The organism is Psychrobacter sp. Ps3, assembly GCF_022129275.1.
Lineage (GTDB): Bacteria > Pseudomonadota > Gammaproteobacteria > Pseudomonadales > Moraxellaceae > Psychrobacter > Psychrobacter submarinus.
In genome coordinates this window covers 45481-67747 of the sequence record NZ_JADQAL010000014.1, presented here as the reverse complement: position 1 = coordinate 67747, position 22267 = coordinate 45481, and the positions used below count along the sequence as shown (strand labels likewise).

The window sequence follows — 22267 nt, the reverse complement described above, 5'->3', positions numbered from 1 at the left end:
CTATGCAGGCGTTCTATAATATTAATTAGCGTTGCACTTGGTGTGTTAATCTAAGTCCCTAAATATATAAATCATCCTAAATAACCAAAAACAACTAACTCGCTCAGCAAAGCATCGCAAAAAAGATTAAAATAACCAGTTTACTACGCTGTCAGTCACTTCAGCGATCAGTCATCATTTTTATATTGGGCGCACTATGTCAGACAATACCACGACTGCTACAGCAAGCATAAAGTCGAGCAAAACTTCTCAAAATGTACTATCTACTGATGTTATTGATACCGCGACGCTACTCATTAAGTGCCGCGACCAAGCGGGCATCGTCCAAGCGGTATCTGAGTTTATCCATCGCTATGGCGCGAACATCATCACCTTGGATCAGTACTCCACCGCGCATGAGGGCGGGCAGTACTTTATGCGTTTAGAGTTTGCTTTGGCAGGCTTGAGCGAAATTATGGATAACTTTGAGGCCAGCTTTGCGCATACGGTTGCTAAGCGCCACAACATGACGTGGCGGCTACACAACAATGCCATCAAGACCAAGGTCGGTATCTTGGTGTCAAAGTTCGATCATGCATTATTGGACTTATTATGGCGTCATCAGCGCGGCTTGCTCGATTGTGATATTACGTGTGTGGTCAGCAACCATCCTGACCTGCGCCAAGCGGTAGAAAACTTTGGCATCACTTTCCATCATGTACCTGTGACTAAAGACAACAAAGCAGATGCCGAAGAGCAGATTCATACGCTGATGGCAGGCAATGACTTATTGGTATTGGCGCGTTATATGCAGATATTGTCGTCCGATTTTGTCAAACGCTGGCCGATGCAGGTGATTAATATCCATCACTCATTTTTGCCAGCGTTTGTCGGTGCCGACCCTTATCGTCAGGCTTATGACAAAGGTGTCAAACTTATCGGTGCAACAGCGCACTATGTCACCGCCGAGCTCGATCAAGGGCCTATCATCGAGCAAGACGTACACCGCGTCACCCATCGTCAGGGCGTGGCGGAGCTGCGCGCTATTGGCCGTGATATCGAGCGCAATGTCTTGGCACGTGCAGTCAACTGGCATGTACAAAACCGCGTGATTGTAGCGGGTAATAAAACCGTGGTGTTTAATTAAGGTATTTAATTAAATAGTGCTGAAATCACTGTAAGTCAGTAAAAAGGCCGCCAGTCATTTTCTATTATGACTGGCGGCCTTTTTATGTTTGCTGCTTGAAAATACCAACTATAGCAGCATCTCTAATACAAACTTGCTACCAACAAAGCCAATAGCCAGTAGGATAAAAGCATAAATGGTGATGTTGGCCGCACGTTTGCCGCGCCAGCCTGAGCGCCAATGACCGAATAATAAGCCACCAAATAACAACCAAGACAGCAGGCTAAACACGGTCTTGTGGGCGATGTGCTGTGCCATCAAGTCCTGTACGTAAATAAAGCCAATCCCCAGCGCGATACTCAGCAAGACAAAGCCAACTAAGAGCATATCAAACAACAAGCTCTCCATACTTTGTAGAGATGGCAGCTTATTGACCCAAAATCGGTGGATGGTTTTGTGCTTAAGCTCACGGATTTGTAGCCGTAAAAACAGTGCTTGCACCGCCGCCATCAAGAGCACACAATAGGCCGCCAGCGACAGTAAAATATGGGTCTCAAGCCCGAGGCTGATATCGGTAATGGGCTGATAGGGGGCACGGCCGACATAGCCTGCGGTCATGCCTAGCAATGCAGTAGGCGCCGCCAAAATCCCTAAACTGATAATAGGGCGGTACAATGAGAACAGCACGTAAAAAAGTAAGAAAAACAAACTGGTTAGACTAAGGACGTTAAATAGATTAAAATTTAAACCATAAAGCGTGACAATATAAGGATATAGCAGCACTGCATGAGCAAGCATCCCGATTAATAGCAGCGCAAGGCTAACGGATTTATGGATAACTCTATTCGTCGTCAACGCCCAGCCGATATAAAGACTGACCACAATATAAGCCGTACTGGCAATCACAAACGCAAGTAACACAGGCATGCCTCATGAAGTAGCAGCGGCGCAAAACTATCGCTATTATGACTTAGCGGCGCTCAAGCGACTGCTAAAATGATATGATTAGAATAATCGTTCAATTTATCATAAAATGGTCCCTAATTGAGAATCATCTCATTTATTATTTTTGCTATAAGTTTTGATATAGCTCATCCTAAAGACAAAGAGTACAGCTACAGTAGCACTGTATTTATTTTATAGTGGATTAGCTATACCTTTATTTTATTCTCGCTTTAGGACTATTATGTCGAGTTAAACTAGCAATGGCTCGTTACCGCTGATGTACGAAGCTGGTCTATAAAGTCCAATCCCTATTTAGTAATCATTTATTTGTTATAAGCTACAGAACACAGAACACGTTAAAACATTCACTGAAATACGAGACATACTTATGTTTGATACCTTAACCGAACGCTTATCATCGAGTTTGCGCAATATCGCTGGTACCGGACAGCTTACCGAAGACAATATTAAAGACACGCTGCGCGAAGTGCGTATGGCATTGTTAGAAGCCGATGTGGCGCTACCTGTCACCCGTGACTTTGTCAAACGTGTCAAAGAGCAGGCACTGGGTGCTGAGGTGCTAAAAGAGCTAGCGCCAGGTCAGGCCTTTGTCAAAATCGTCCATGACGAGCTGACCGAGATGATGGGCAGTGCTAACCAAACGCTTGAGATGACTGGTAAACCGCCGGTTGTCTATCTATTAGCAGGCCTACAAGGCGCGGGTAAAACCACCACTGCCGGTAAACTTGCCAAATACCTACAAGAGCGACAAAAGAAAAAAGTCATGCTAGTCTCAGCCGACGTCTATCGCCCGGCAGCGATTAAGCAGCTTGAGCAAGTCGCCGGGCAAGTGAATGCTAAGTTTGTCAATTCTACGGTGGAAGAAGATCCAATTGAAATTGCCAAGCGCGCTATCGAAGAGGCAAAAATTCAATATCAAGACATCTTGATCATCGATACCGCCGGCCGCCTTGCCATCGATGAGGCGATGATGAACGAAATTAAAGCGCTGACTGCGGCGGTCAATCCGTCTGAGACGCTGTTCGTCGTTGATGCCATGACTGGGCAAGATGCGGCTAATACCGCTAAGGCCTTTAACGATGCGCTGCCATTAACGGGCGTTATCCTCACCAAAACTGATGGTGATGCGCGCGGCGGTGCGGCGTTATCAGTACGCGCTATCACCGGTAAGCCTATCAAGTTCTTAGGACGCGGCGAGCAGTTAGACGCGCTTGAGGCCTTCCATCCTGAGCGTATCGCCCAGCGTATCCTTGGCATGGGTGACGTACTCAGCCTAGTAGAAGAGGTCGAGCAAAAGATTGACCGTGATAAAGCTGAAAAAATGGCGAAAAAGATGCAAAAGGGCGGTGACTTCGACCTTGAGGATCTATTGACCCAGTTTCAGCAAATGAAGAGTATGGGCGGTATGGCAGGGTTTTTAGATAAGATGCCGGGTATGGGCGGCTCTGATATGCAAAAGGCCGTCGAAGACGCTAAGCCTGAAGAAAAAGTGCGTGAGATGGAAGCGCTTATCAATTCGATGACGCCGTTTGAGCGTAAAAACCCAGATAAGATCAACCCAAGCCGCAAGCGCCGTATTGCCGCAGGCTCTGGGCGTGAGATTCAAGACGTCAACCGTTTGCTCAAGCAGCACAAGCAAATGGCAAAGATGATGAAAATGATCTCAAAGCCAGAAGGCATCAGTAAAATGATGAAGTCGATGCAAGGGCTAATGGGCGGTGGCGGCGCAGCGGGTGGCGGTGGTCCGTTATTCGGCGGCGGTAGTGCCAAAGGGCAAGGCGGCATGAAAAATGTCAATCAAGCCGAAATGGCTAAGCAGATGGGTCTCGATCCTAACAATATGCCAAGCGCGGAAGACATGCAAAAGCAAATGGCGGATATGCAAAATCAGATGCCAAAGGGCTTTAAAAAGCGCTTTTAATAAATATTATAGTGATGCATGACAAAGCCTCAAAGCTAGCTTTAGCTTTGAGGCTTTGTGTTATGATAAGCGCTATTTATAACTACCAATTTGCTAGCAAAAAATGAAGTCTTTAACATAAGCCGAGGTCATGATGTTTTTAGCTATGGATACCGTGTTTGATCAGTGTTCGGTCGCCATATTGGATGGCGAAGGGCAAGTTGTCTTTAGCCAAACCGAAAAAGGCAAACGTGAGCAAACGCGGCAAATACTGCCGATGATAGAAGCGGCTTTGCAGGCTAGCGACTTGCCGCTTAGCGATATGCGGGCACTGATATTCAATCGTGGCCCAGGCGCTTTTAGTGGTATTCGTATCAATACTGCGGTGATACAAGCGCTATCGGTGGCGCATGATTTGCCTTGTGTCGGCGTATCGAGTTTGCAGGCTATCGCGCAGAGTGCATATCAGCAATACGGCTTAACGCACGTTTATAGTGCTCTTGATGCGCGTATGCAGCAAGTATACTTTGGTGAGTATGCGCTAGCAGATAACGACAGTCGAAGTGCGATTATGCAGCCCATGTTGACTACTGCTAAAGGTAATGCGGATGAAGAGAACGGTACGGAGCGCTTATTAGATTATGAGCGTCAAACGGATAATAATTTGCCGATAGTAGGCAATGGCGCAAGCTTGCTCACTTTGCAAGATGAGCAAATCATGCATGACGATATTTGGCCAGATGCGGTGATCATTGGCCAAATTGGTATCGCAAAGTTTATGGCGGAGGGCGGTACAGAGGCGGCAGGCGCATTGCCAAAGTATCTGCGTAATCAGGCTTGGAAGACTCTAAAAGAGCAAGGCAAAGCTTAAGGGGCTTAACGGTTATCTATTTGTTTTTTTTAACAAAAAAATTTTCAATATAAAAATGTTGTAGCGCTACTGGGATGAATTTTGCACAGCATCGAATAAAAGCAGCACGCAAGGAGGGTTTATGCCAGTAGCGCCCTTCAATTTATGACAGCTTTGTTTTTAATTAACTATATCATCATATCGAGCAGACGCTACGTCTGTGGTTAGGAAAGCGTACGTGGACATTATTTTATTTATTCAAGCCGTCATCATGGGTATCGTTGAAGGTATCACTGAGTTTTTACCCATCTCTAGCACCGGCTATCTGATTTTATCTGCTGATATCATGGGCTTTTGGACCAAAGAAAAGGTCGATCTGTTCGTCGTCGTGGTACAGCTAGGCGCTATTCTCGCGGTCATTTACGACTATTGGGGTAGACTCTGGCAAGCGCTGATGGGGCTGATAACCGGTAAATCTGAGACGATGGCCAATCCGCGTCAGCTTGGGCTTAGTTTGATTGTCGCCACTATTCCGGTGATGATCGTTGGCTTTACTTTCGCCGATCAGATCAAGGCGTACCTGTTTAACCCTATTGTTGTCGCTATTATGCTCATCATCGGTGGTCTGCTGATATTTTATGTCGAAAAGCGCCCGAAAACGATTATCGCCAAAGAGGCAGAAGAGGTGAGTTTTAAGACCGCGCTAATGATAGGTCTATGTCAATGTTTAGCGTTAATACCAGGCACCTCGCGCTCGGGCGCAACCATTATCGGTGCGCTTTGGCTTGGCGTTTCGCGTAAGGCTTCGGCAGAGTTTTCCTTCTTTTTGGGTATCCCAGTGATCGTTGGTGCAGGCTTGCTTGATTTAGCGAAGCATCATGAGGTACTGGCTAGCAGTGAAGATTGGCTGGTATTAGCGATAGGCACGGTCGCGTCCTTTATCGTAGCGCTACTATGTATTCGCTGGCTTGTCGCTTGGGTGAGTCGCCGCGACTTTACTATTTTTGCTTGGTTACGCATTGTCACCGGCGTCATCGTGTTACTAGCGGCTTGGGTGTTTGGGTATCAGTTTGCCGGATAAAACGATAAAACTACTTTATGTTGATCACTCGCAGCTTACCGCTGTTGAGCGCCTGCAGACATTAATTGCTGATAATAAACTGCCAATAACGCTCGATGTAGAGCGCATTGAAGGTAAAATAAAACAGCGGTTAGCAGCACTAAATGCTGAAGGCGAGCAAGCCGCTTTGTTATTGGATAACAAAAACAAACTATCCTTATTAAAGGATGGTCTCAGCGTAGCACCAGAGTGGGATAAATTGCAGCGGCGGGTAGTGAGCGCCGGGCGTAAGTCGGAGCTGATATTAAGGGCGGCAAAAATCAGCGCAGACAGCCAAGTGATAGACGCAACCGCAGGTTTCGGTCATGACAGTTTGATATTGGCCAGCACCGGTGCTCAAGTCACCATGCTTGAGCAGCAGCCGTTGATGGCATTATTACTATTCAGTGAGCAGCAGCGGATGAGCGCGCAGCCCAATTGGCAAAAACTGATGGCGCGCTTAACTATTATCAACACGGACGCGCTAAGTTATTTTGCTCGATTGCAAAAAAACACGACTGACCAAGCCGTAGCCGTTGATGTCGTTTATTTAGATCCGATGTTTCCAGAAGACAGCTATCAAGATAGTAAGACTGGCAAAGGCGCAAAAGTAGGCAAGCAGATGCAAGCGCTGCATCACCTCGCTCATCCGCCGACTTTAGACGAAGAAAAAGCACTACTCAATAACGCGCAGGCCGTAGTAGCTGATAATCAAGCAGGTCAAGGCCGAGTCATTGTTAAGCGTCCGCAGCAAGCGCCATTTTTGGCTCAGCAAAATCCCGATGAAAGTTGGCATAATGCAGCCGTCCGCTTTGATGGTTATTTCGTTTAGTGGAATATGAGTCATTATGTTTATATTGATCTTTAGTAGCAGTCAGCTTAGGAGAGAGCGATGTTAACCATCATAGTTTGGGCGGTAGGAGCCGCATTATTATTAATAAATATATTTTTGCGCACCCGTATTTTGCGTTTAGAAGGCGAGCTTAAAAAGCTACGCAGTCCGCAAGAATATATGACCTATCTACGTCAGCAAAACGTCCAAGACAATAAAGTTGCAGCAATCAAGACATTACGTAAGCAGTATCCTGAGTTATCGTTAATCGAAGCCAATAGTCTGTATGAGAACCTATAAAGAGCATCAAAGTTATGAGTAGTACGCCCTTAGAGTTAAGCCTAAAAGACAAGCTGCATGCCTATATGCAGTTGACGCGCTTTGATAAGCCAGTCGGTATTGAGCTACTTTTGTGGCCGACGCTTTGGGGTGTGATGCTAGCAGCGATGGGGCAGGCGCAAAAGCAGGGCATGGTGGCCGGCTTGCCTAGTCTAAAAGTATTTATTATCTTTGCGCTTGGGGCGATTTTGATGCGGGCGGCAGGCTGCGCGATTAATGATTTTGCCGATCGTAAAGTCGATGGTCATGTGACGCGCACGAAAGGCAGGCCGCTTGCTGACGGTCGTCTGTCAGGTCGTGAGGCAGTCGCCGCGTTTTTAATATTGGTGACTCTCAGTGCTTGTCTATTGTTTTTTTTACCGATACAAGTGTTCTATTGGTCGCTTGGTGCAGTAGTGCTAGCGTTTATTTATCCGTTTATGAAGCGCTTCACCCATCTGCCGCAAGTGTTCTTAGCTGCCGCCTTTGGTTGGGCGATTCCAATGGCTTATGTGGCGGTACAAGGCGCGCCTGATATTTGGTGTTGGCTGCTATTTATCGCTTATATGTGCTGGACGGTGGCCTACGATACTCAATATGCGATGGCAGATCGCGAAGACGATTTAAAGATTGGGGTTAAATCCACCGCGATACTCTTTGGCCGTTTTGATATCGTTATCATCTCTATTCTACAAGTATTGTTTTTGCTGATAATGGGCGTGGTATTGTGGCATTATTTTGCCCCAACGAGCTTAAATATCATTCCTGTCTTTGGCTTAGCCTTAGTAGCAATGATGTTCGCTAAGCAAAACAGCGCCTGCGCTAGCCGTCAGCCGATACCTTGTTTCCAAGCTTTTTTGGCGAATATCTGGGTCGGGCGTTACGTCTTTGTCTTAACCGCTATCTTTTGTCTATGGACGACTTTCAATGGGTAAATTCTCTGAGTCATTAAAGCGACGCTCGACTAAGAAGCCTGTAGTTAATGAAGTACAAACGGCTTATGAGATTAATCTTGCTGAGCATGGCTTGACCCGCGAAGAGGTTATTGCTACTGAGCGTAAGCTTGCCAAATTCGCTAATACTATGGATTCGGTGGTGCGCATACCTTTCACTAAGCAGGGCTTAGGCGCGGATGCGGCGCTATCCACCATTCCACTAGCAGGTGATATAGCCGGACTGATATTGACCAGCTATGCGTTTATTTTAGGACGGCAATTAGGCGTTCCTGCCAATAAAATGACCCCAGCGGTACAGCTGGCACTGGTTGATACGGTAGTGGGTATCGTGCCCGGTATTGGCACCTTACTCGATATCTTTATTCGCCCAAGTCGTAAGACTTTGACTATCGTTCATCAGCATTTGCAAGACGAGTATGGCATTACTGAGACCACTCATCTAGATCGGCCGTTTTTGCATCAGAGCCTAGAGGATAAGCAGCGGCAGAGTGCGATTTGGCGCAATCCAGTCGTCGCTTGGATATACTTGCATATTCCTGATATTTTGGGGCTTATTATTATTGTCTTTGTGGTGCTGGGACTTTGGACCGTAATCAACGGGTTAATCGGCTTATTTTCTTAGGCTGAAACTATGAGTCTGACTCTTTTTAAGTCAGCCAATCATAAACACTAAGTCTGAGTCACTACTTCCGCCTCAGCGCTAGTCGCTTCATAACTTGTGATATTGCCGTTTTCTATTAGATCTATACTACTACCGCCGCCATGACTGACCAGCTCTATGCTACCATCCTTGGAGCGATAAGTAGGGTTATTACCTTGACCCTCTGGCGCGCTCAAGGTCAGTTTAGGTCTATTAGGTAGGGTAACAATCGCATTCAAAACACCTGTCGCTGATGTCTCAAAAACTACCGATAGGCTCTCACCACTAGCACTGCGATATTCTACATCAGTAATCTGCGTGCCTTTTATTGCCTGCTCTGGGTTTGGGCTGCTGGTCTCTGTGTTAGTCGTCACTCCTGCTGCGCCAAGGTCGTCCTCAAGTGACTCAAGCTCAATATCATGCTCGCTTGACGTCTCTTCTACAATTGTCGCCGATTTTTGCTCATTTTCTTCATTATTGACATCGGTTTCTTCAATTGTTGTTGCTACAGGCGCGGCTGACTCCTCAATGACTACCGTTTCAGTTTCAGGCTCTTGTTGGCAAGCTATCAATGCGAAGCTTGCTATACCTAAAGCCATAGTAGGTAGCAGGCGAGTTTTAGGCTGAGTCTTAGATAAGCTTTTCATAATAGATGCCTTATTATTGATATACAAGAGCTGTAACACGTAACAGATGAGTTAAATTTAAGCCCACCCTAAGCTAACCACTTTTTTATTTTGTATAAACTTAACTGCTGACCGTAATAACCACTCGGCGCTTACCACCATAATCTCGGTGCTCGCACAAATAAATTCCTTGCCAAGTACCGAGTCCTAACGCGCCATTCACAAGTGGTATGGTTAAGCTCACCCCAAGCATTATGCTTTTAAAGTGTGCAGGCAAGTCGTCGCTTCCCTCAAGTGTATGACGATAATGGGGCTGATCGGCGGGCGCAACTTTATTAAGCCAATCTTCAGTATCTAAGCGCACATCAGGGTCAGCATTTTCATTGATAGCAAGGCTGGCTGAGGTATGTTGCAAAAATAGATGCACTAAGCCTATTTTTGTATCTCTCGATATCAGCTTGTCGATAGCTTGGTTAATCTGCGGCGTAATAATATGAATACCGCGCGAGTAGGCGGGTAGGGTTAGGGTGGTTTGTTGATAAGGCATCAGTTGCTCTCGCTATGAGGTTAGTGGCGTCTGCAGGCGTTTACGATTCGGTGATAACTTGCTCATCATCTCGCTTGATAAAGGCGCAAACGCTCCTAACATAATATCAGCCAAAGCCTCGGCACATACCGGTGCAAAGGCATAGCCTTTTGCGCCCATCGCACTCATCACCCATAGGCGCTGACTGCCCGTTAGTTGACCAACGATAGGATGATAGTCTGGCGTTTGCGTGCGTACACCTGCGCGCGCTTGCCAAGACTGCATATCGCTTGGAATAATAGCGTCAAGCTCAGGAATAGCTGTGATTAATTTATCACGGCTAACCTCATGCTCATCTGCTCTTACACTAGTATCAATATCATTACGCACAAAACTTGCACCCAATAAAAACTGCGACTCTCCTTCTGCTACAGGATTTAACTTAGCATCGCCAGCTTTTGGCGTAAATAGACCACAATACCCGCCATATTTAAGCGGTAGTTTCGGTAGACTGCCAAGCTGTTTAGCAGTCGGCGTAAACCAAGACAGCTGCCCACGTATCTTACGACAATCAAAAATACGCTCGTCTAACTGATGACTCTCAAAAGCCGCGCAAATTACTACATTTACTGCTTGTAGTGTGATTGTACTAGCGCTTTGTTCTGTATGATTGTAACCGCTAACGCTGATATGGTCTTTTTGCTCGTCTATCTGAGTCACTTCTAAGCGTTTAAAGCGAATCAGGGGATGAGCCAGAATAACGTCCTTTAATGCTTGCGGATTGATTAGACCTGACTGCGGTAGATATAAGTTCTCAGTCAAATCCTGCGCCGTTAATCCTGACAATTCACTTGCTTTGCTAGTTGGCAAGGTTGTCGCTAAATCATCAGGGTAAGCACTAATCTGACTACTGTCGATATTGGCCTTTAGTAGTAAATCAAGCGCCGCTGCCGGCTCGATAATAGGCGCGCTATGCTGCTTTTTTGCTTGCTCATTGAGCTGTTTATAGAAGCGGCTGCTATAGAGATAACCGATGGTATGTAGGTGCTCATTAGCGTGATGAAGTGGTGTCATCTTCGGTGCGAGTAGGGCGCGCGGATTGCCCGATGCCCCTGCTAATGGCGCTGTTTTATCAAGTAGAGTCACTTTGATGCCGCGATTAGCCAACGACCAAGCCAGCATTAGCCCTGCAACGCCAGCACCAATAACGATATAGTGATAGTTATCTAAGGTAGAGCTTCGCTTAGAGTTATCTTGAGTAGGAGTTGTCGGCAAACTCTCACTGACTCTGGCAGTCAGCATCTCACGCTTACGGCCAAAGCCTTTGACTTTGTTTATCGTAAAGCCATGCTCTTGTAAGCCGCGTTTGACCACTCCAGCACAGCTATAAGTGGCTGCGGTAGTGCCAACAAAGGAGAGACGCTGCAATTGCGCAAAAATCGTCTCTGCCCACAATGACTCATTGCAAGAAGGGGCAAAACCGTCTAAAAACCAAGCATCCACTTGTGGTTTGCTTCCAGTTTCAGTATCTACAGTGCTAGTAGTTCCAGTATTTGTCGCTAATTTCGCTAGACTACTCTGAGCCTCACCAAGCCAAATATCAACGGTGAGATTATCTTCCTCAAAATGCAAGCGATGACAGCCTTCGATAAGGCTAGGGTATACCGCCAAAAAACTTTCAATATTTTGTGCCAGCTCAGGCGCGCGCATGCTCCACATACCCAAGATTTGCCTTAAGTCTGTCAGGAGGATAGGGTGCTTCTCAGTAGTGATAAAATGCAGTTGCGCAGTGTCTAGATTGGGATGTTCGACTCGTAACTGTTGCCATAATTGCCAAACCGCTAGCAGATTAAGGCCAGTACCAAAACCTAATTCAGCAATAGTAAAGCACTGATGAGCTCTAAGATTGGCCAAGCGCTCAGCAAGCTGATTGCCCTCAATAAAAACATAACGCGACTCAGCTAAGCCGTCGGCATGAGAAAAATACACATCGCCAAACTCACCAGATACCGGCACTCGGTTACCGCTATCGTCACTCTGCCATGCGATATTGGCAGGGATAATCGCGTTTGCATAAGCGCTAGTGCTAGTGTTGGTAACATTAGTGACAAGAGTAGACATAGAGATCTCAACGGCTAAGAGAGATAAGAAAGGAGGTAGCTGACATAACCGACTATATCAGCTTAATTTATAAAATAACATTGTAAGGTTAGCAAGATTAGTAAGACATAGAACAGCTTAAGGGTATCTAAACTATCTAAACTATCAAAATTAGCAAAACTACCAGCGCTCTCGGCGTACAAATACTAGCCAAGAGATAAAAATACCGACCAGTAAGCTAATCAACACTGTAAAAGCACCGTATAAAAACAGCTGACCTTTGCTCTCATAAACCAAGACATTAGCCTGTGTCTGCAAGTCATTGACTTGTCGCTGCAACTGCGCGTTACGGCTGAGTAGCTGTTGGTTGGCGGCCGATAGCGCTTGGTCTGTTGGCTGTAGTTCAGTGGCAAGCGTTGGTTTGCCATCGGCATCGGTAGTCGCCGCTGGTCGCACTGACGTTGACGTCTCAGCCGGCTCGGATTGTGCGGTTGTTGGCTCTGTAGAAGGTACGGCTGATGCCGCTTGCACACTAGCAGCGCTGAACAGTAAGGCCATAGCCAGTAGAGCAAACAAAGCGCACTTGATGATATAAGTTGGCACTAAAGAGGTTTGACTCACGATGATGAAACCTTATCGCTAGGTAGGGTGTGGATAAAAGGTCTGACATCGACATGGCTATACACGCCATCGCGTAGATAAGGCTCAGCATCGACCCAAGCTTGCGCTGCTGCTAACGACTCAAAATCCGCGATAATAACACTACCTGACATCGCTGCCGCATCATGCTCAATAGGCGTGGGACCAGCGATAATTAGACGCTTGTCGCGATCTAGAGCTTGCAAGCGCTCGACGTGTTCTGCCCGCGTGATCTTACGCTGGGCACTGCTATTTGCCACATCGTGACCGATAATTACAAATAAGGGCATCAGGTTTCCTTTAATAAGAATAGTGAATAATAACGACTTATTATTATCAAAATTAGCATTTAGTAAAGTGCTGTTATTCGTATATAGTCGGTGCTCATTAAAAACCTCTCATAACACGATAAGCTTCAGGGGTTGTATGAGCAAACAATTGAATAATAAGCGCTATTTAGGTTTTTGATCCGTCAAGGCCGGATTAATATGGTTTTTTAATACCGCGAACTGCGCAATAATAAATACCAGCATAATAGGTATCCAGCCGTAGGTTTTAAAATTAATCCAAGCCTCATCAGACATCGTAAATGCCGTGATATAATGAAGCACACCCATTAATACAAAAAACAAAGCCCAAGCGACGGTCAGCTTTTTCCAGCCGCTCATGGTCAGAGTGAAGACCTCTTTCATCGCCAATTGCATTAAGGGTTTATTAATAGCGGCGCTGACAAACAATGTTAAGGCAAAGATGCCATTAATAATAGGGGACTTCCAACGTAAATAAACGTCATCACGCAGCAGCAAGGTGCCGCCACAAAAAACAATGGTCAATAATAACACCACCCATTGCTGCTTATCGAATTTGCCTTTTTGGCGAATAAAGTGAATGGCATAAACGATGACAGTAGCGATAAGCAAAGCGCCCGCCGCTGCCAAAATACCATTTTGCCTAGCAACAACGAAGAAGGCAATTAGGGGAATAAAGTCTAATAAGGCTTTCATAGCAGATGAGATGTCCAACAAAAACGTAGAGTGTAGTTTACACGTCTACTGTACTAAACAAAAGCAGTCAGAGCTGCAATAACCATATATAACCAAGCAGATATGGCGCTTACCTTTACTTTCTTTATTTTGATCTGACGATAACACTTTAAGGCCCGCTTTATGAAGATAGACTTACATTGTCACAGTACTTGCTCTGATGGCACTTATGCACCTACTGAGGTGGTACAGCGTGCTCATAGCGCCGGCGTTGAGGTATTGGCTTTGACCGATCACGACACGCTGCTGGGTATCGATGAAGCAAGAGCTGCAGCTACTGCTTGTGGTATGCAGCTGATTAACGGCGTTGAGATCAGTTGTGAGCATACGCTAACGGGCGGTTATGGTAAAAACAAATCCACCAACAAGATCATTCATGTAGTGGGGCTTGATTTTGCTGATCGCGCGCAGATGCATGCCACCTTGCAGCACCTGCAAGACAGCCGTGCGACGCGCGGTCAGCGAATCACCGAAAAACTCAGTGAGCTTTTGGCTATCGATTATGATGAGCTTTGGCAAGATGTACTGACTAAAGCAGGCGGTAATCCGCAAGCAGTAGGGCGCGCCCATATTGGGCAAGTGTTGTTTGAGCGCGGTGAGGTCAAAACGGTACAAAAGGCATTTGACAAGTATCTGGCAGATCACAAGCCAGCTTACGTGGCGCTTGAAGCGCTGAGTATGGCGCGCGGTATCGAGCTTATTCATGCATGCGGCGGCAAAGCAGTGCTCGCGCATCCTACCCGCTATCATCTCTCAGCCACGCGAGTGCGTAAACTCATCAAAGAGTTTGCCGAGCTTGGCGGCGATGCCTGTGAGTTACCGGCTGATAGTGAGCCGGTCAGCACTCGGCGTATGGTCGATCGCACTATCGCTGAGCATCAGCTAGCCACCTCTATAGGTAGCGACTTTCACGGTAGTAACATGCCTTGGCGACGCCTTGGTGATGTACCTACTTTGCATGAAGAGCAGCGAGGGATTTGGCAATCCTTTGATTCATTATCTTGCTAATACTAGCAAGTGATTTAGAGCTATTTAGGGTTTATCAGTGCAAGGTCGAATGCTCAACAAACCCTAAACTTGCGCCTGTTAGTTTTTTGAGCTATTGAGATTTTATGATTGAATCAAGACCTTACATTCGATAATATCAATAAAAAACTCGATTTATTTATACCAACCTGTATACGGCTGCGTATCCATGGCTATTTCGATATATCAATTAGGCTATAAGAAGCTCTCTCAGATTATATTTGAATGGCAAATAGCAGATCGTACCTCGCTACTTGCCTTATTTATTTTTATAGAAGTCGCTCTGCATTGGTTGTGGTTTTTAGTGGTATGGTTGTGCCGAGATACCGTTGAACCTTATGTCGATATGCATCTGTTTTACCCGCTTTGGCTAGGCGTTACGATCACTGGGGTGCTGCTGTGGTGGATGATTGGTTATTTATCACGTATAAAAAGTAACTATAAACAACTACTGCGTTGGCAGCTTACATTAGTGCTGCTCTATACGGTTTATATCACTTATATTATCATCATGGTCGGCTACAGTAGTCTAGTCGCTGGCGTATCGCTGATTAGCGGTGCTATTTTGGGGATGATGCTTATAAAGCGTCGTTATGTATGGCGTATATTTTTATTACAGATATTTTTAGTGCTACTGGCCATTATCTCTCCTTACTTTGGTATCAGTTTGCCCAATTTGCGGCAAATGCCGGTCATCTCTCCGCTGATTGATATTTATAATTATCTCACTTATAACGAGATTATGACTATCGAAAACGCTATTGCCGCTTTTATTTTCACAAAAGAGACCTTGGATTGGGATGATATTAGTGAGCTACAGCGCTCATCGACTTTTTTTTGGCGCTCAACTCATGTCTATTTGGCACTTCCTAAAGCGCTTTTTACCGTCTATATTTTTCGTAAGCTGCTATATATCTTGGATGAGAGTAGAAAGGAGATTTTGGAGCATGCCCATAAAGATGAGCTAACGACTTTAGATAACCGCCGTTATGGCTTGACGCAAATGCAACAGACCTTAGCAGATGCTACAGCCACGCAAGATTATAGTGTTATTTTATTAGATTTAGATCTTTTTAAAGACATTAACGACAGCTATGGCCACAATGTAGGCGATCAAGTATTACGCGAAGTAGCGCAAGTCTTAATTGATTCGCTAGCGACGACTGACGCTATCATTAGTCGTTATGGGGGTGAGGAGTTTTTGATTGTGCTACCCAATACAGCACATGCTGAGACCCTGAGTATCGCTGAGCAGTTGCGAGTAAGAATCGCTGAACACGTCATCCAAACCGAGGACAAGGATAGTGTCAAAGTGACTGCGAGTTTAGGGATTTATACCTTAACGGCTGATGAGCTCACGGTGATCAAAGACAGGCACTTCTTAAAAGAACAAGCGCTACTCAGCTCACAAGCGAAACCGACGCGCACGCGAGCAGCAGTATTTAGCCAAAACAAACCCAGCGGCTCTGCTAACGCTTTATCCGATATTCAGCAGCAGCTACCAAAGGATATCTGCCAGCACTTGATCAGTAGCGCTGACAAAGCACTATACGAAGCCAAAGATAGAGGGCGCAATGAGGTGGTCAGTGCTAATGATTTATTAGCAGTGGAAGCATAGAGGCGCAGTTGTTAACTTGGTAATGACAGATAAATGTCTATAAGCTAGCGTACCGTTAAATGCTCCACTACACTTGCCAATACGCTAGTGGCAAAGCTGCCTGTCGTCAACGTAAAGCTCAAGACCAGCGTTTGCTCCTCATCTTGCTCATCCGCCCATCGACAGCTCAAATCCTCAACCGGTAGTCGCAGCGCTCGTCTTTGCGCTTTTACCTCACGCTGCTCAAGTCCTGTTGCTAAGGCCGCCAAAAGAGCATCTTGCTGTACGACTGTGTTCTCTAACTCAGCAGCTTCTCCTGCTACTTTATTATTGCCTGCGCCCCACATGACCGCGGTTGGATGAATATCACCGCTGGCCAATCGCGCTTGCAAGGTCTCATCCATGTGCTCACTGGCAAATATCGAGCCTGAGCCATTTAGATTAAATACATCGCCATTTAATCCTGTATTCCAGCTGCCGTCTTGCACTCTAGCGGCCAATATCTGATTAAAAATGAGGCTTCGCGCCGCCGATAACTCCATCGAATTTTGCTCGCGTACGGCACTTTTACGTTTATTTTTCTTTTTAGCTGATGAAGTGCTTTTTAATGGTCTGGCAAATAGGTTTAGCGCTTCGCGGATATTATTACCACCAAAACCAAAGCGCTGCGGACCAAAATAGTTAGGCACGCCGGTCTTGCTGATGGTCTGTAAGTGCTGCTCTACGGATGATTTATCGCCCAGCGTTTGATCTTTTGCAAACTCAATATCACGTAGAGTAATCACAAATTGATTGGCGTTATGCGTACCGCGATTTAATTTTTTATTATGCCAATGCTCAGCGATAATTTTGACCGTCTCATGCTCCTTGATATCTACAGGCGCAAAGTCGCTATCAGGCTTTTGTTTTTTAGGCAGCCGTAGACTAAACCACTGCGTCGTTAGCGCTTGGCGATCTTTAAGTCCTGAATAGCCGACATCGCGCAAAGGTATGTCCGCCCATTCAGAGAGTAATTTAGCTAAATAAGCGGTATTAATCTCTGATTTCTCTATATGTAGCCATAAATGCTCGCCTGCGTCTGTGAAGTCTACCTCTAACCGCTCATTGACCACAAAGTCTTCAGGCTTAGCTTTATAGAGCGCCCGTTTGAGAGGTGGCGTCATAGGCTGAGGTAGATCAGCGCAATTGGTTACTGCCGCAAAGTCGATAGTGGTAAGGTCAAGATGTTGATTCTCTATAGCAGTCATAAAATAGTCATTTGATAGGTGATAAAAGAGTGAGTGAGAATTTCTTATAATTCAATGAATAAAGTAGCATAAACGCTTAACGCTTAAACTATCGAGTTTTGGATTAACCGCTGAAAAGTTACGATTTGCAACGCGCTAGATATACAAAAAAACATCGCCCGCCAAGTGGTCTTGCTACTATTAAAGATAACGCCATTTTTAATGGTACTTATTTATCTGCAATATCAAAAAAGTAGTGCTTCACAATCAGCCTAGTAGAAGCAACTAACGATCAATACCTAATAATGAAATAGCAAACGTTAAGGATAACTTATGACTGACAATAACAAAATTACTATTAGCGCAGAGGGTATCAAAGATGGCGGTATGAAGTCGTTCAAACAAGACGATGATAGTATCATTTTAATCACCCGCGATGGCGATGAGTTTAACGCTTTTGATGGTAAATGTACCCATGCAGGCGCGGACTTAGGCGAGGGACTACGCTGCGGTAATCGCGTGATTTGTCCTTGGCATCACGGCACTTTTGATAGTACTGATGGCTCGCTGATAGAGCCGGTTGCGATGAAAGGCTTGACGCGCTATAGCGTGACTAGGGAAGGCGACAACTTAATCGTTGATACTACTAGCAATATCAACGAGCGAGCAGATAACGATCAGCTCGCTGATACGCATACCATCATCGTCGGCGGCGGCGGTGCAGGCTTTATGACCGCCAATCAGCTACGTCACACTGGCTATGGTGGCAAAATCACCCTAATCAGTGCCGACAATAAAGCGCCTTATAATCGCCCTTTGTTGTCCAAAGCATTTTTAGCAGGTCAAATGGATGAGGGTAAACTTATTTTAGGTGGCTCAAATTGGGCTGATAGAAACAATATCGACTTGCGTCTGAATCAGCGAGTCAGCGAAATCTTGCCCAATGAGAACGCTATTATTATCGAAAATAACAACGGCGATAATGAAAAACAAAGCGCAGACTTTTTGGTGGTGGCAACCGGCGCTGAACCTAAGATACCACCGTTTAAAGGTGCTGATCTTGCAAGCGTGTTTACGCTACGTAGCATGAGCGACGCCAAAGCCATCAAAGAGGCCAGCCAAGATAAGCATGTGGTCATCGTGGGTACTGGGTTTATCGGCATGGAAGCTGCAGCGGCGTTATCGCAAGCAGGCGAGGCCGCCTCAATCACTGTCGTTGGTCGTAGCGCGCGGGTAATGAGCAATATCGTCTCTGAGGCGGTGAGTAATGCGCTCATCAAACTGCATGAAGAAAATGGGGTGCGCTTTGTGTTTGGTACAGGTGTTGAGAGCATCGATGGAGACGGCAGTCACGTCAGCGATGTCACACTGTCAGACGGCAGTACGCTGGCAGCGGACGTGGTGGTTTTGGGTACGGGCGTGGCACCACGTACCGAGCTATTGAATGAAGTAAATGACCCCGATGGCGTGCAAGTCGATGAGCATCTACAGCTACGCGACGGCGTCTATGCGCTAGGCGATATTGCCAAAGCCACCAATCAGATGGGACGGATGCGTATCGAGCATTGGCGCGTGGCCTTACAGCATGGCATGGTAACGGCTGCTGCCATCTTAAATGAAGGCAATGACCACTCGCTAGAGGAACGTATTCCTTTCTTTTGGACGGCGCAATATGGCAAGAGTCTGCGCTATAGTGGTCATGCCGCGACGCCAGATAAAGGCATTTTATTTGGTACGCCTGACGATTTAGATTACATCGAGTACTATTTTGATGACGAAGGAGAGAATACTCGCGCTAGTGCCGCCAGCTCCCTAGGCCGAGACAAAGAGCTGATTGCTTTTAGCGAATTATTACGCCGTGGTCATGCGCCAACCCGCGCTCAAATCAATGCAGGATTCGATATTATCGAGCAAGCCCATGCGCTATCACCATAGACTAATTAGCGGCTAATAATTATCATAAAGGCTGTCCTAGTATATTAGGTCAGCCCTTTTTATTAGCAATAATGTTTAGCCCGAGAGAGTACCCAAATGACTGATACCGCGAAAAACAAAAAAACTGACAATGACACTGCTGACAAAGCAGCAAAAGTATTTTTACGGCAAGCGGATGCTAATGATGTGAGCGCTTTAGAGCAACTCTTAAACCTCTGCTATCGCCAAGATGAAGGCTGGACCAATGAGGCCGATTTGGTGGGCGGTATTCGCACCACGGCAGACGAGCTAGCTGGCGTCATTGCCAATCCTAAGCACTATGTTTTTGTTTATCCACAGACCGATACCGGCGAACGCGGCGGCAAGGAGATAGGCGAGCTATTGGGCTGCATAGCTGTCGATATAAAGGTCGAGACAGGTTCAGATAAAAAATCTCATAGCAATAAAGCTTATATCGGTATGTTTGCCGTACATCCAAAGCTGCAAGGAGCGGGCATCGGTAACGTGATATTGCAGGCCGCCGAAACTTTCGCTGAAAGACATCTAAAAAGTAACAATCAACCCACCCGTCTTACTATGTCCATCTTAAGTCACCGCCCTGAATTATTGGCTTATTATCAGCGCCGCGGTTATCAGCTAAATGGTAATAGTATGCCGTTTCCTGTCGATGGCAATAATGGCGATCCTAAGCGCGATGACTTAGTGCTATTGGAGCTTGAGAAAATCGTTAACGCATAACAGCGGACTTTATGCGCCCCAAAAGTGACCAAAAGTCATAAATAGCCCAATGCTGAGCAAGATAAATGCCACAATAATTAAGCGCTTGAACCAGTTAAAAGCAGGCAAGCGGGTCGCAGGGTCGTCAGACATCAAAAATGCAAACAAGAACAATAAACTTGCTGCTAAAGTCATAATGCCTAAGCCAACAGGTAAAATATAAAGGTAGACGGCTACCATCTTGCAACTCTCTTATCGTTTATTAGAATACTGGCATAATAACAGCAAGGATATTGAACTGTCTGCAAGTCACTTGAGGCTAAGGCATAAAAAGAGCAAGATACTAGCAAAGATAAAAGGCTATAAAAAGCAGTGCTATTGACAAAGAAATTATGTTGGGTTTTAAAGGGTGTTTAGGTATACTTTGAGCACTACCTAATCGAAACGAGAATATGATGAGACGTATAAAAAAATTAGCAATCATCGCTGTATTGACACCGCTCTTTGCCGCTTGCTCGAGCGGCCCCTCTGATAGTGACGTAGAAGAGCTGATTCAGGCGCAGTATGACAAGGCCAATAGCATCATGGACGATGCAATGGTGCAAGCGGGCGATGATGAGATGGCAAAAGCTATGAGCGGCATGATGGCAGGTATGATGCCAACGCTTGAGAGCGTAGACAATGTCAGCTGTGATACGACTGAGGGTGACAACACTTATCTGTGTACCGCTGATGTCACGCAAACCATCGGTGGCAATAGTCGTACTGATAGCGGCGCTTTTAAGGTCAGTGATGTCAATGGCGAATGGGTATTGACGCCATAGTGGTTTATTTGAGCTGTTATAAAGTTGATGATATAGAAAAGGTGCTTACGTAGCGCCTTTTTTTTGCTTAACAAGAGCTAATCAGTGGTCTATATTGTTCTAGAAGGCCTATGATAATAAAAAATAAGCGAATAAGGAGTACGCAATGTCTAGCAATATTCTATCTAAGGTCTTGTTTAAAAGAGCATTCAGAGCAACGACAATAGCAAGTGGCTTCCTCGTGTTTACGTCAACATTGTCAGCTACGGCTCAAGCTTCAAATCAGCACTATCAAATTGAAGAGTTTTCTGACGATTACTCTGCCATCATTATCCCAACAGAGGATGAAGATGGCAAGTCAAATAGTATTATTAAAGTTATCAATGCAAAAACTGGGCAAACCATGATTAGTCAGTCTGCTAGTCTCGATATTGAATATGAGTTAGACAACAGTAAAGAGCGTCAACTAAGCGACAAAATTAGCGCTAATATTGCCAATAGGTATTATGGCGAGCATAGCGTACTGATATACGATGACTTTAATTTTGATAATCAAAAGGACTTAGCACTAAGAGATGGACGCAATGGCTGTTATGGTGGACCTTCTTACCAAGTCTATCTAAAAAAGGATAATACTTTCATTCATAGTGATGGATTTACGGATCTGGCACAGGGATACTGTGGTTTTTTTGGCATCGATAAAGACAGTGAAACCTTGAACACTATGACCAAAAGCGGTGCTGCGTGGCATCAGTTTTCAGAGTATAAGGTGATCAACGATGAACCAGTCGTTGTCCGTATCATTGAGGAGGAGTGGAATAACAGAAGCCTGCTATCCATTACTGAAAGCAAAAAGATCAAGGGCAAAATGAAGGTCGAGAACTATGAAATGCTACCACCTTATGTCGAACAAGCAGAAAACCCATTTCCCTATATCTATATGCTGACAGTAGATAATGATAAAAAAATGGTGCTCGATAGTCAGTATAAAGATGGCAGCGAGCAATTATATTATGCTTTTGCAGATGAAGAGGGCCGAATTGAGCTGCTTTATGAAGGACAGTTTGACTATGATAAAACAAAGAAAACACTGAGCTTTACCAACAGACCTGTACTTTATAAAATTAATAATCAAGGCATCACGGTAAAACTACCTAATAATACGGTTCAGTTAAAAACGCAACCTAAAAGCGTGCTTGGCAGTTTAGATAATGTTGTTCAGTTTAAGAATGTCAGAGTAAAATAAAGAATATCGAAGTAATTCGTTAAAGCGAGATATAGTCCTCAAACCTAGCAAAAAAGGCGACTCCTTCAAGAGTAGCCTTTATAATAAATTGCTTAGTACGACTATCAAATTATCAAA

General features: G+C 45.4%; 23 protein-coding genes. 14 read left to right on the top strand and 9 right to left on the bottom strand.

Annotated features, from left to right (window positions below; all coding sequences use genetic code 11):
- The first annotated feature begins 196 nt into the window (after positions 1–196).
- Positions 197–1126, top strand: a complete 930-nt coding sequence (gene purU, locus I3248_RS06420; RefSeq protein ID WP_238063009.1) for a formyltetrahydrofolate deformylase — start codon at positions 197–199, stop codon at positions 1124–1126.
- 108 nt (positions 1127–1234) lie between these two features.
- Here purU and ccsA read toward each other — a convergent pair whose 3' ends face one another.
- A complete protein-coding gene (gene ccsA, locus I3248_RS06415) occupies positions 1235–2026 on the bottom strand; it encodes a cytochrome c biogenesis protein CcsA (RefSeq protein WP_238063014.1) in 792 nt (263 codons plus the stop codon).
- A 412-nt stretch (positions 2027–2438) separates the two neighbouring features.
- Here ccsA and ffh point away from each other — a divergent pair, with 412 nt between their 5' ends.
- From ffh to I3248_RS06380, 7 genes are all read left to right on the top strand, one after another.
- A complete protein-coding gene (gene ffh / locus I3248_RS06410) occupies positions 2439–3992 on the top strand; it encodes a signal recognition particle protein (protein ID WP_238063008.1) in 1554 nt (517 codons plus the stop codon).
- Between the two features lie 133 nt (positions 3993–4125).
- Positions 4126–4842, top strand: coding sequence for a tRNA (adenosine(37)-N6)-threonylcarbamoyltransferase complex dimerization subunit type 1 TsaB (tsaB, locus tag I3248_RS06405; RefSeq protein WP_238063013.1), 717 nt, complete (start codon positions 4126–4128; stop codon positions 4840–4842).
- A gap of 217 nt (positions 4843–5059) precedes the next feature.
- The gene (locus tag I3248_RS06400) at positions 5060–5902 is read left to right on the top strand and encodes an undecaprenyl-diphosphate phosphatase (protein WP_238063007.1); all 843 of its coding nucleotides are present in this window, start codon (positions 5060–5062) and stop codon (positions 5900–5902) included.
- Complete coding sequence (locus I3248_RS06395) at positions 5892–6752, top strand: class I SAM-dependent methyltransferase (RefSeq protein WP_238063006.1); 861 nt, start codon at positions 5892–5894, stop codon at positions 6750–6752. The genes I3248_RS06400 and I3248_RS06395 overlap by 11 nt, the downstream gene beginning before the upstream one ends.
- A 60-nt stretch (positions 6753–6812) precedes the next feature.
- The gene (locus tag I3248_RS06390) at positions 6813–7052 is read left to right on the top strand and encodes a hypothetical protein (RefSeq protein WP_201557405.1); all 240 of its coding nucleotides are present in this window, start codon (positions 6813–6815) and stop codon (positions 7050–7052) included.
- A gap of 14 nt (positions 7053–7066) precedes the next feature.
- Positions 7067–8005 carry a 4-hydroxybenzoate octaprenyltransferase gene (gene ubiA / locus I3248_RS06385; RefSeq protein WP_037058772.1) on the top strand — a complete coding sequence of 313 codons (939 nt, stop codon included), beginning with the start codon at positions 7067–7069 and terminating at the stop codon, positions 8003–8005.
- A complete protein-coding gene (locus I3248_RS06380; RefSeq protein WP_025644560.1) occupies positions 7998–8648 on the top strand; it encodes a DUF4112 domain-containing protein in 651 nt (216 codons plus the stop codon). Before ubiA ends, I3248_RS06380 begins: the two co-directional genes overlap by 8 nt.
- Before the next feature lie 47 nt (positions 8649–8695).
- On the opposite strand, the gene I3248_RS06375 is transcribed toward I3248_RS06380, so the two are convergent.
- From I3248_RS06375 to ispZ, 6 genes are all read right to left on the bottom strand, one after another.
- Entirely contained in the window at positions 8696–9313 is a 618-nt protein-coding gene (locus tag I3248_RS06375) for a hypothetical protein (RefSeq protein ID WP_238063005.1), read from the bottom strand.
- Positions 9314–9413: 100 nt separating this feature from the next.
- On the bottom strand, positions 9414–9839 hold the full coding sequence (locus tag I3248_RS06370) for a secondary thiamine-phosphate synthase enzyme YjbQ (RefSeq protein ID WP_025644556.1): 426 nt from the start codon (positions 9837–9839) through the stop codon (positions 9414–9416).
- Between the two features lie 12 nt (positions 9840–9851).
- Positions 9852–11939, bottom strand: coding sequence for an FAD-dependent 5-carboxymethylaminomethyl-2-thiouridine(34) oxidoreductase MnmC (gene mnmC, locus I3248_RS06365; RefSeq protein WP_238063004.1), 2088 nt, complete (start codon positions 11937–11939; stop codon positions 9852–9854).
- A gap of 159 nt (positions 11940–12098) precedes the next feature.
- A complete protein-coding gene (locus I3248_RS06360) occupies positions 12099–12539 on the bottom strand; it encodes a hypothetical protein (RefSeq protein ID WP_346268423.1) in 441 nt (146 codons plus the stop codon).
- Positions 12536–12847 (bottom strand): YciI family protein, encoded by a 312-nt coding sequence (locus I3248_RS06355; protein ID WP_201557398.1) that lies wholly within the window; start codon positions 12845–12847, stop codon positions 12536–12538. Before I3248_RS06355 ends, I3248_RS06360 begins: the two co-directional genes overlap by 4 nt.
- A gap of 162 nt (positions 12848–13009) precedes the next feature.
- Positions 13010–13561 carry a septation protein IspZ gene (gene ispZ / locus I3248_RS06350; RefSeq protein WP_025644548.1) on the bottom strand — a complete coding sequence of 184 codons (552 nt, stop codon included), beginning with the start codon at positions 13559–13561 and terminating at the stop codon, positions 13010–13012.
- Between the two features lie 162 nt (positions 13562–13723).
- Between ispZ and I3248_RS06345 the strand changes: the two genes are divergently transcribed.
- Positions 13724–14608, top strand: coding sequence for a PHP domain-containing protein (locus I3248_RS06345; protein ID WP_238063003.1), 885 nt, complete (start codon positions 13724–13726; stop codon positions 14606–14608).
- A gap of 187 nt (positions 14609–14795) precedes the next feature.
- Complete coding sequence (locus I3248_RS06340; protein ID WP_238063002.1) at positions 14796–16244, top strand: diguanylate cyclase; 1449 nt, start codon at positions 14796–14798, stop codon at positions 16242–16244.
- A 44-nt stretch (positions 16245–16288) separates the two neighbouring features.
- Here I3248_RS06340 and I3248_RS06335 read toward each other — a convergent pair whose 3' ends face one another.
- Entirely contained in the window at positions 16289–17470 is a 1182-nt protein-coding gene (locus I3248_RS06335; RefSeq protein WP_238063001.1) for a tRNA pseudouridine(13) synthase TruD, read from the bottom strand.
- Positions 17471–17782: 312 nt separating this feature from the next.
- Between I3248_RS06335 and I3248_RS06330 the strand changes: the two genes are divergently transcribed.
- Both I3248_RS06330 and I3248_RS06325 read left to right on the top strand, forming a co-directional pair.
- Positions 17783–19384 (top strand): FAD-dependent oxidoreductase, encoded by a 1602-nt coding sequence (locus tag I3248_RS06330; RefSeq protein WP_238063000.1) that lies wholly within the window; start codon positions 17783–17785, stop codon positions 19382–19384.
- Between the two features lie 96 nt (positions 19385–19480).
- On the top strand, positions 19481–20122 hold the full coding sequence (locus tag I3248_RS06325; protein WP_238062999.1) for a GNAT family N-acetyltransferase: 642 nt from the start codon (positions 19481–19483) through the stop codon (positions 20120–20122).
- Between the two features lie 9 nt (positions 20123–20131).
- Here the strand turns inward: I3248_RS06325 and I3248_RS06320 are convergent, their stop codons facing one another.
- Complete coding sequence (locus I3248_RS06320) at positions 20132–20341, bottom strand: hypothetical protein (protein WP_025644536.1); 210 nt, start codon at positions 20339–20341, stop codon at positions 20132–20134.
- Between the two features lie 215 nt (positions 20342–20556).
- On the opposite strand from I3248_RS06320, the gene I3248_RS06315 reads away from it, so the two are divergent.
- Both I3248_RS06315 and I3248_RS06310 read left to right on the top strand, forming a co-directional pair.
- Positions 20557–20925 (top strand): hypothetical protein, encoded by a 369-nt coding sequence (locus I3248_RS06315; RefSeq protein WP_238062998.1) that lies wholly within the window; start codon positions 20557–20559, stop codon positions 20923–20925.
- Positions 20926–21070: 145 nt separating this feature from the next.
- Positions 21071–22150 (top strand): hypothetical protein, encoded by a 1080-nt coding sequence (locus I3248_RS06310; protein WP_238062997.1) that lies wholly within the window; start codon positions 21071–21073, stop codon positions 22148–22150.
- The last annotated feature ends 117 nt before the right edge of the window (positions 22151–22267 follow it).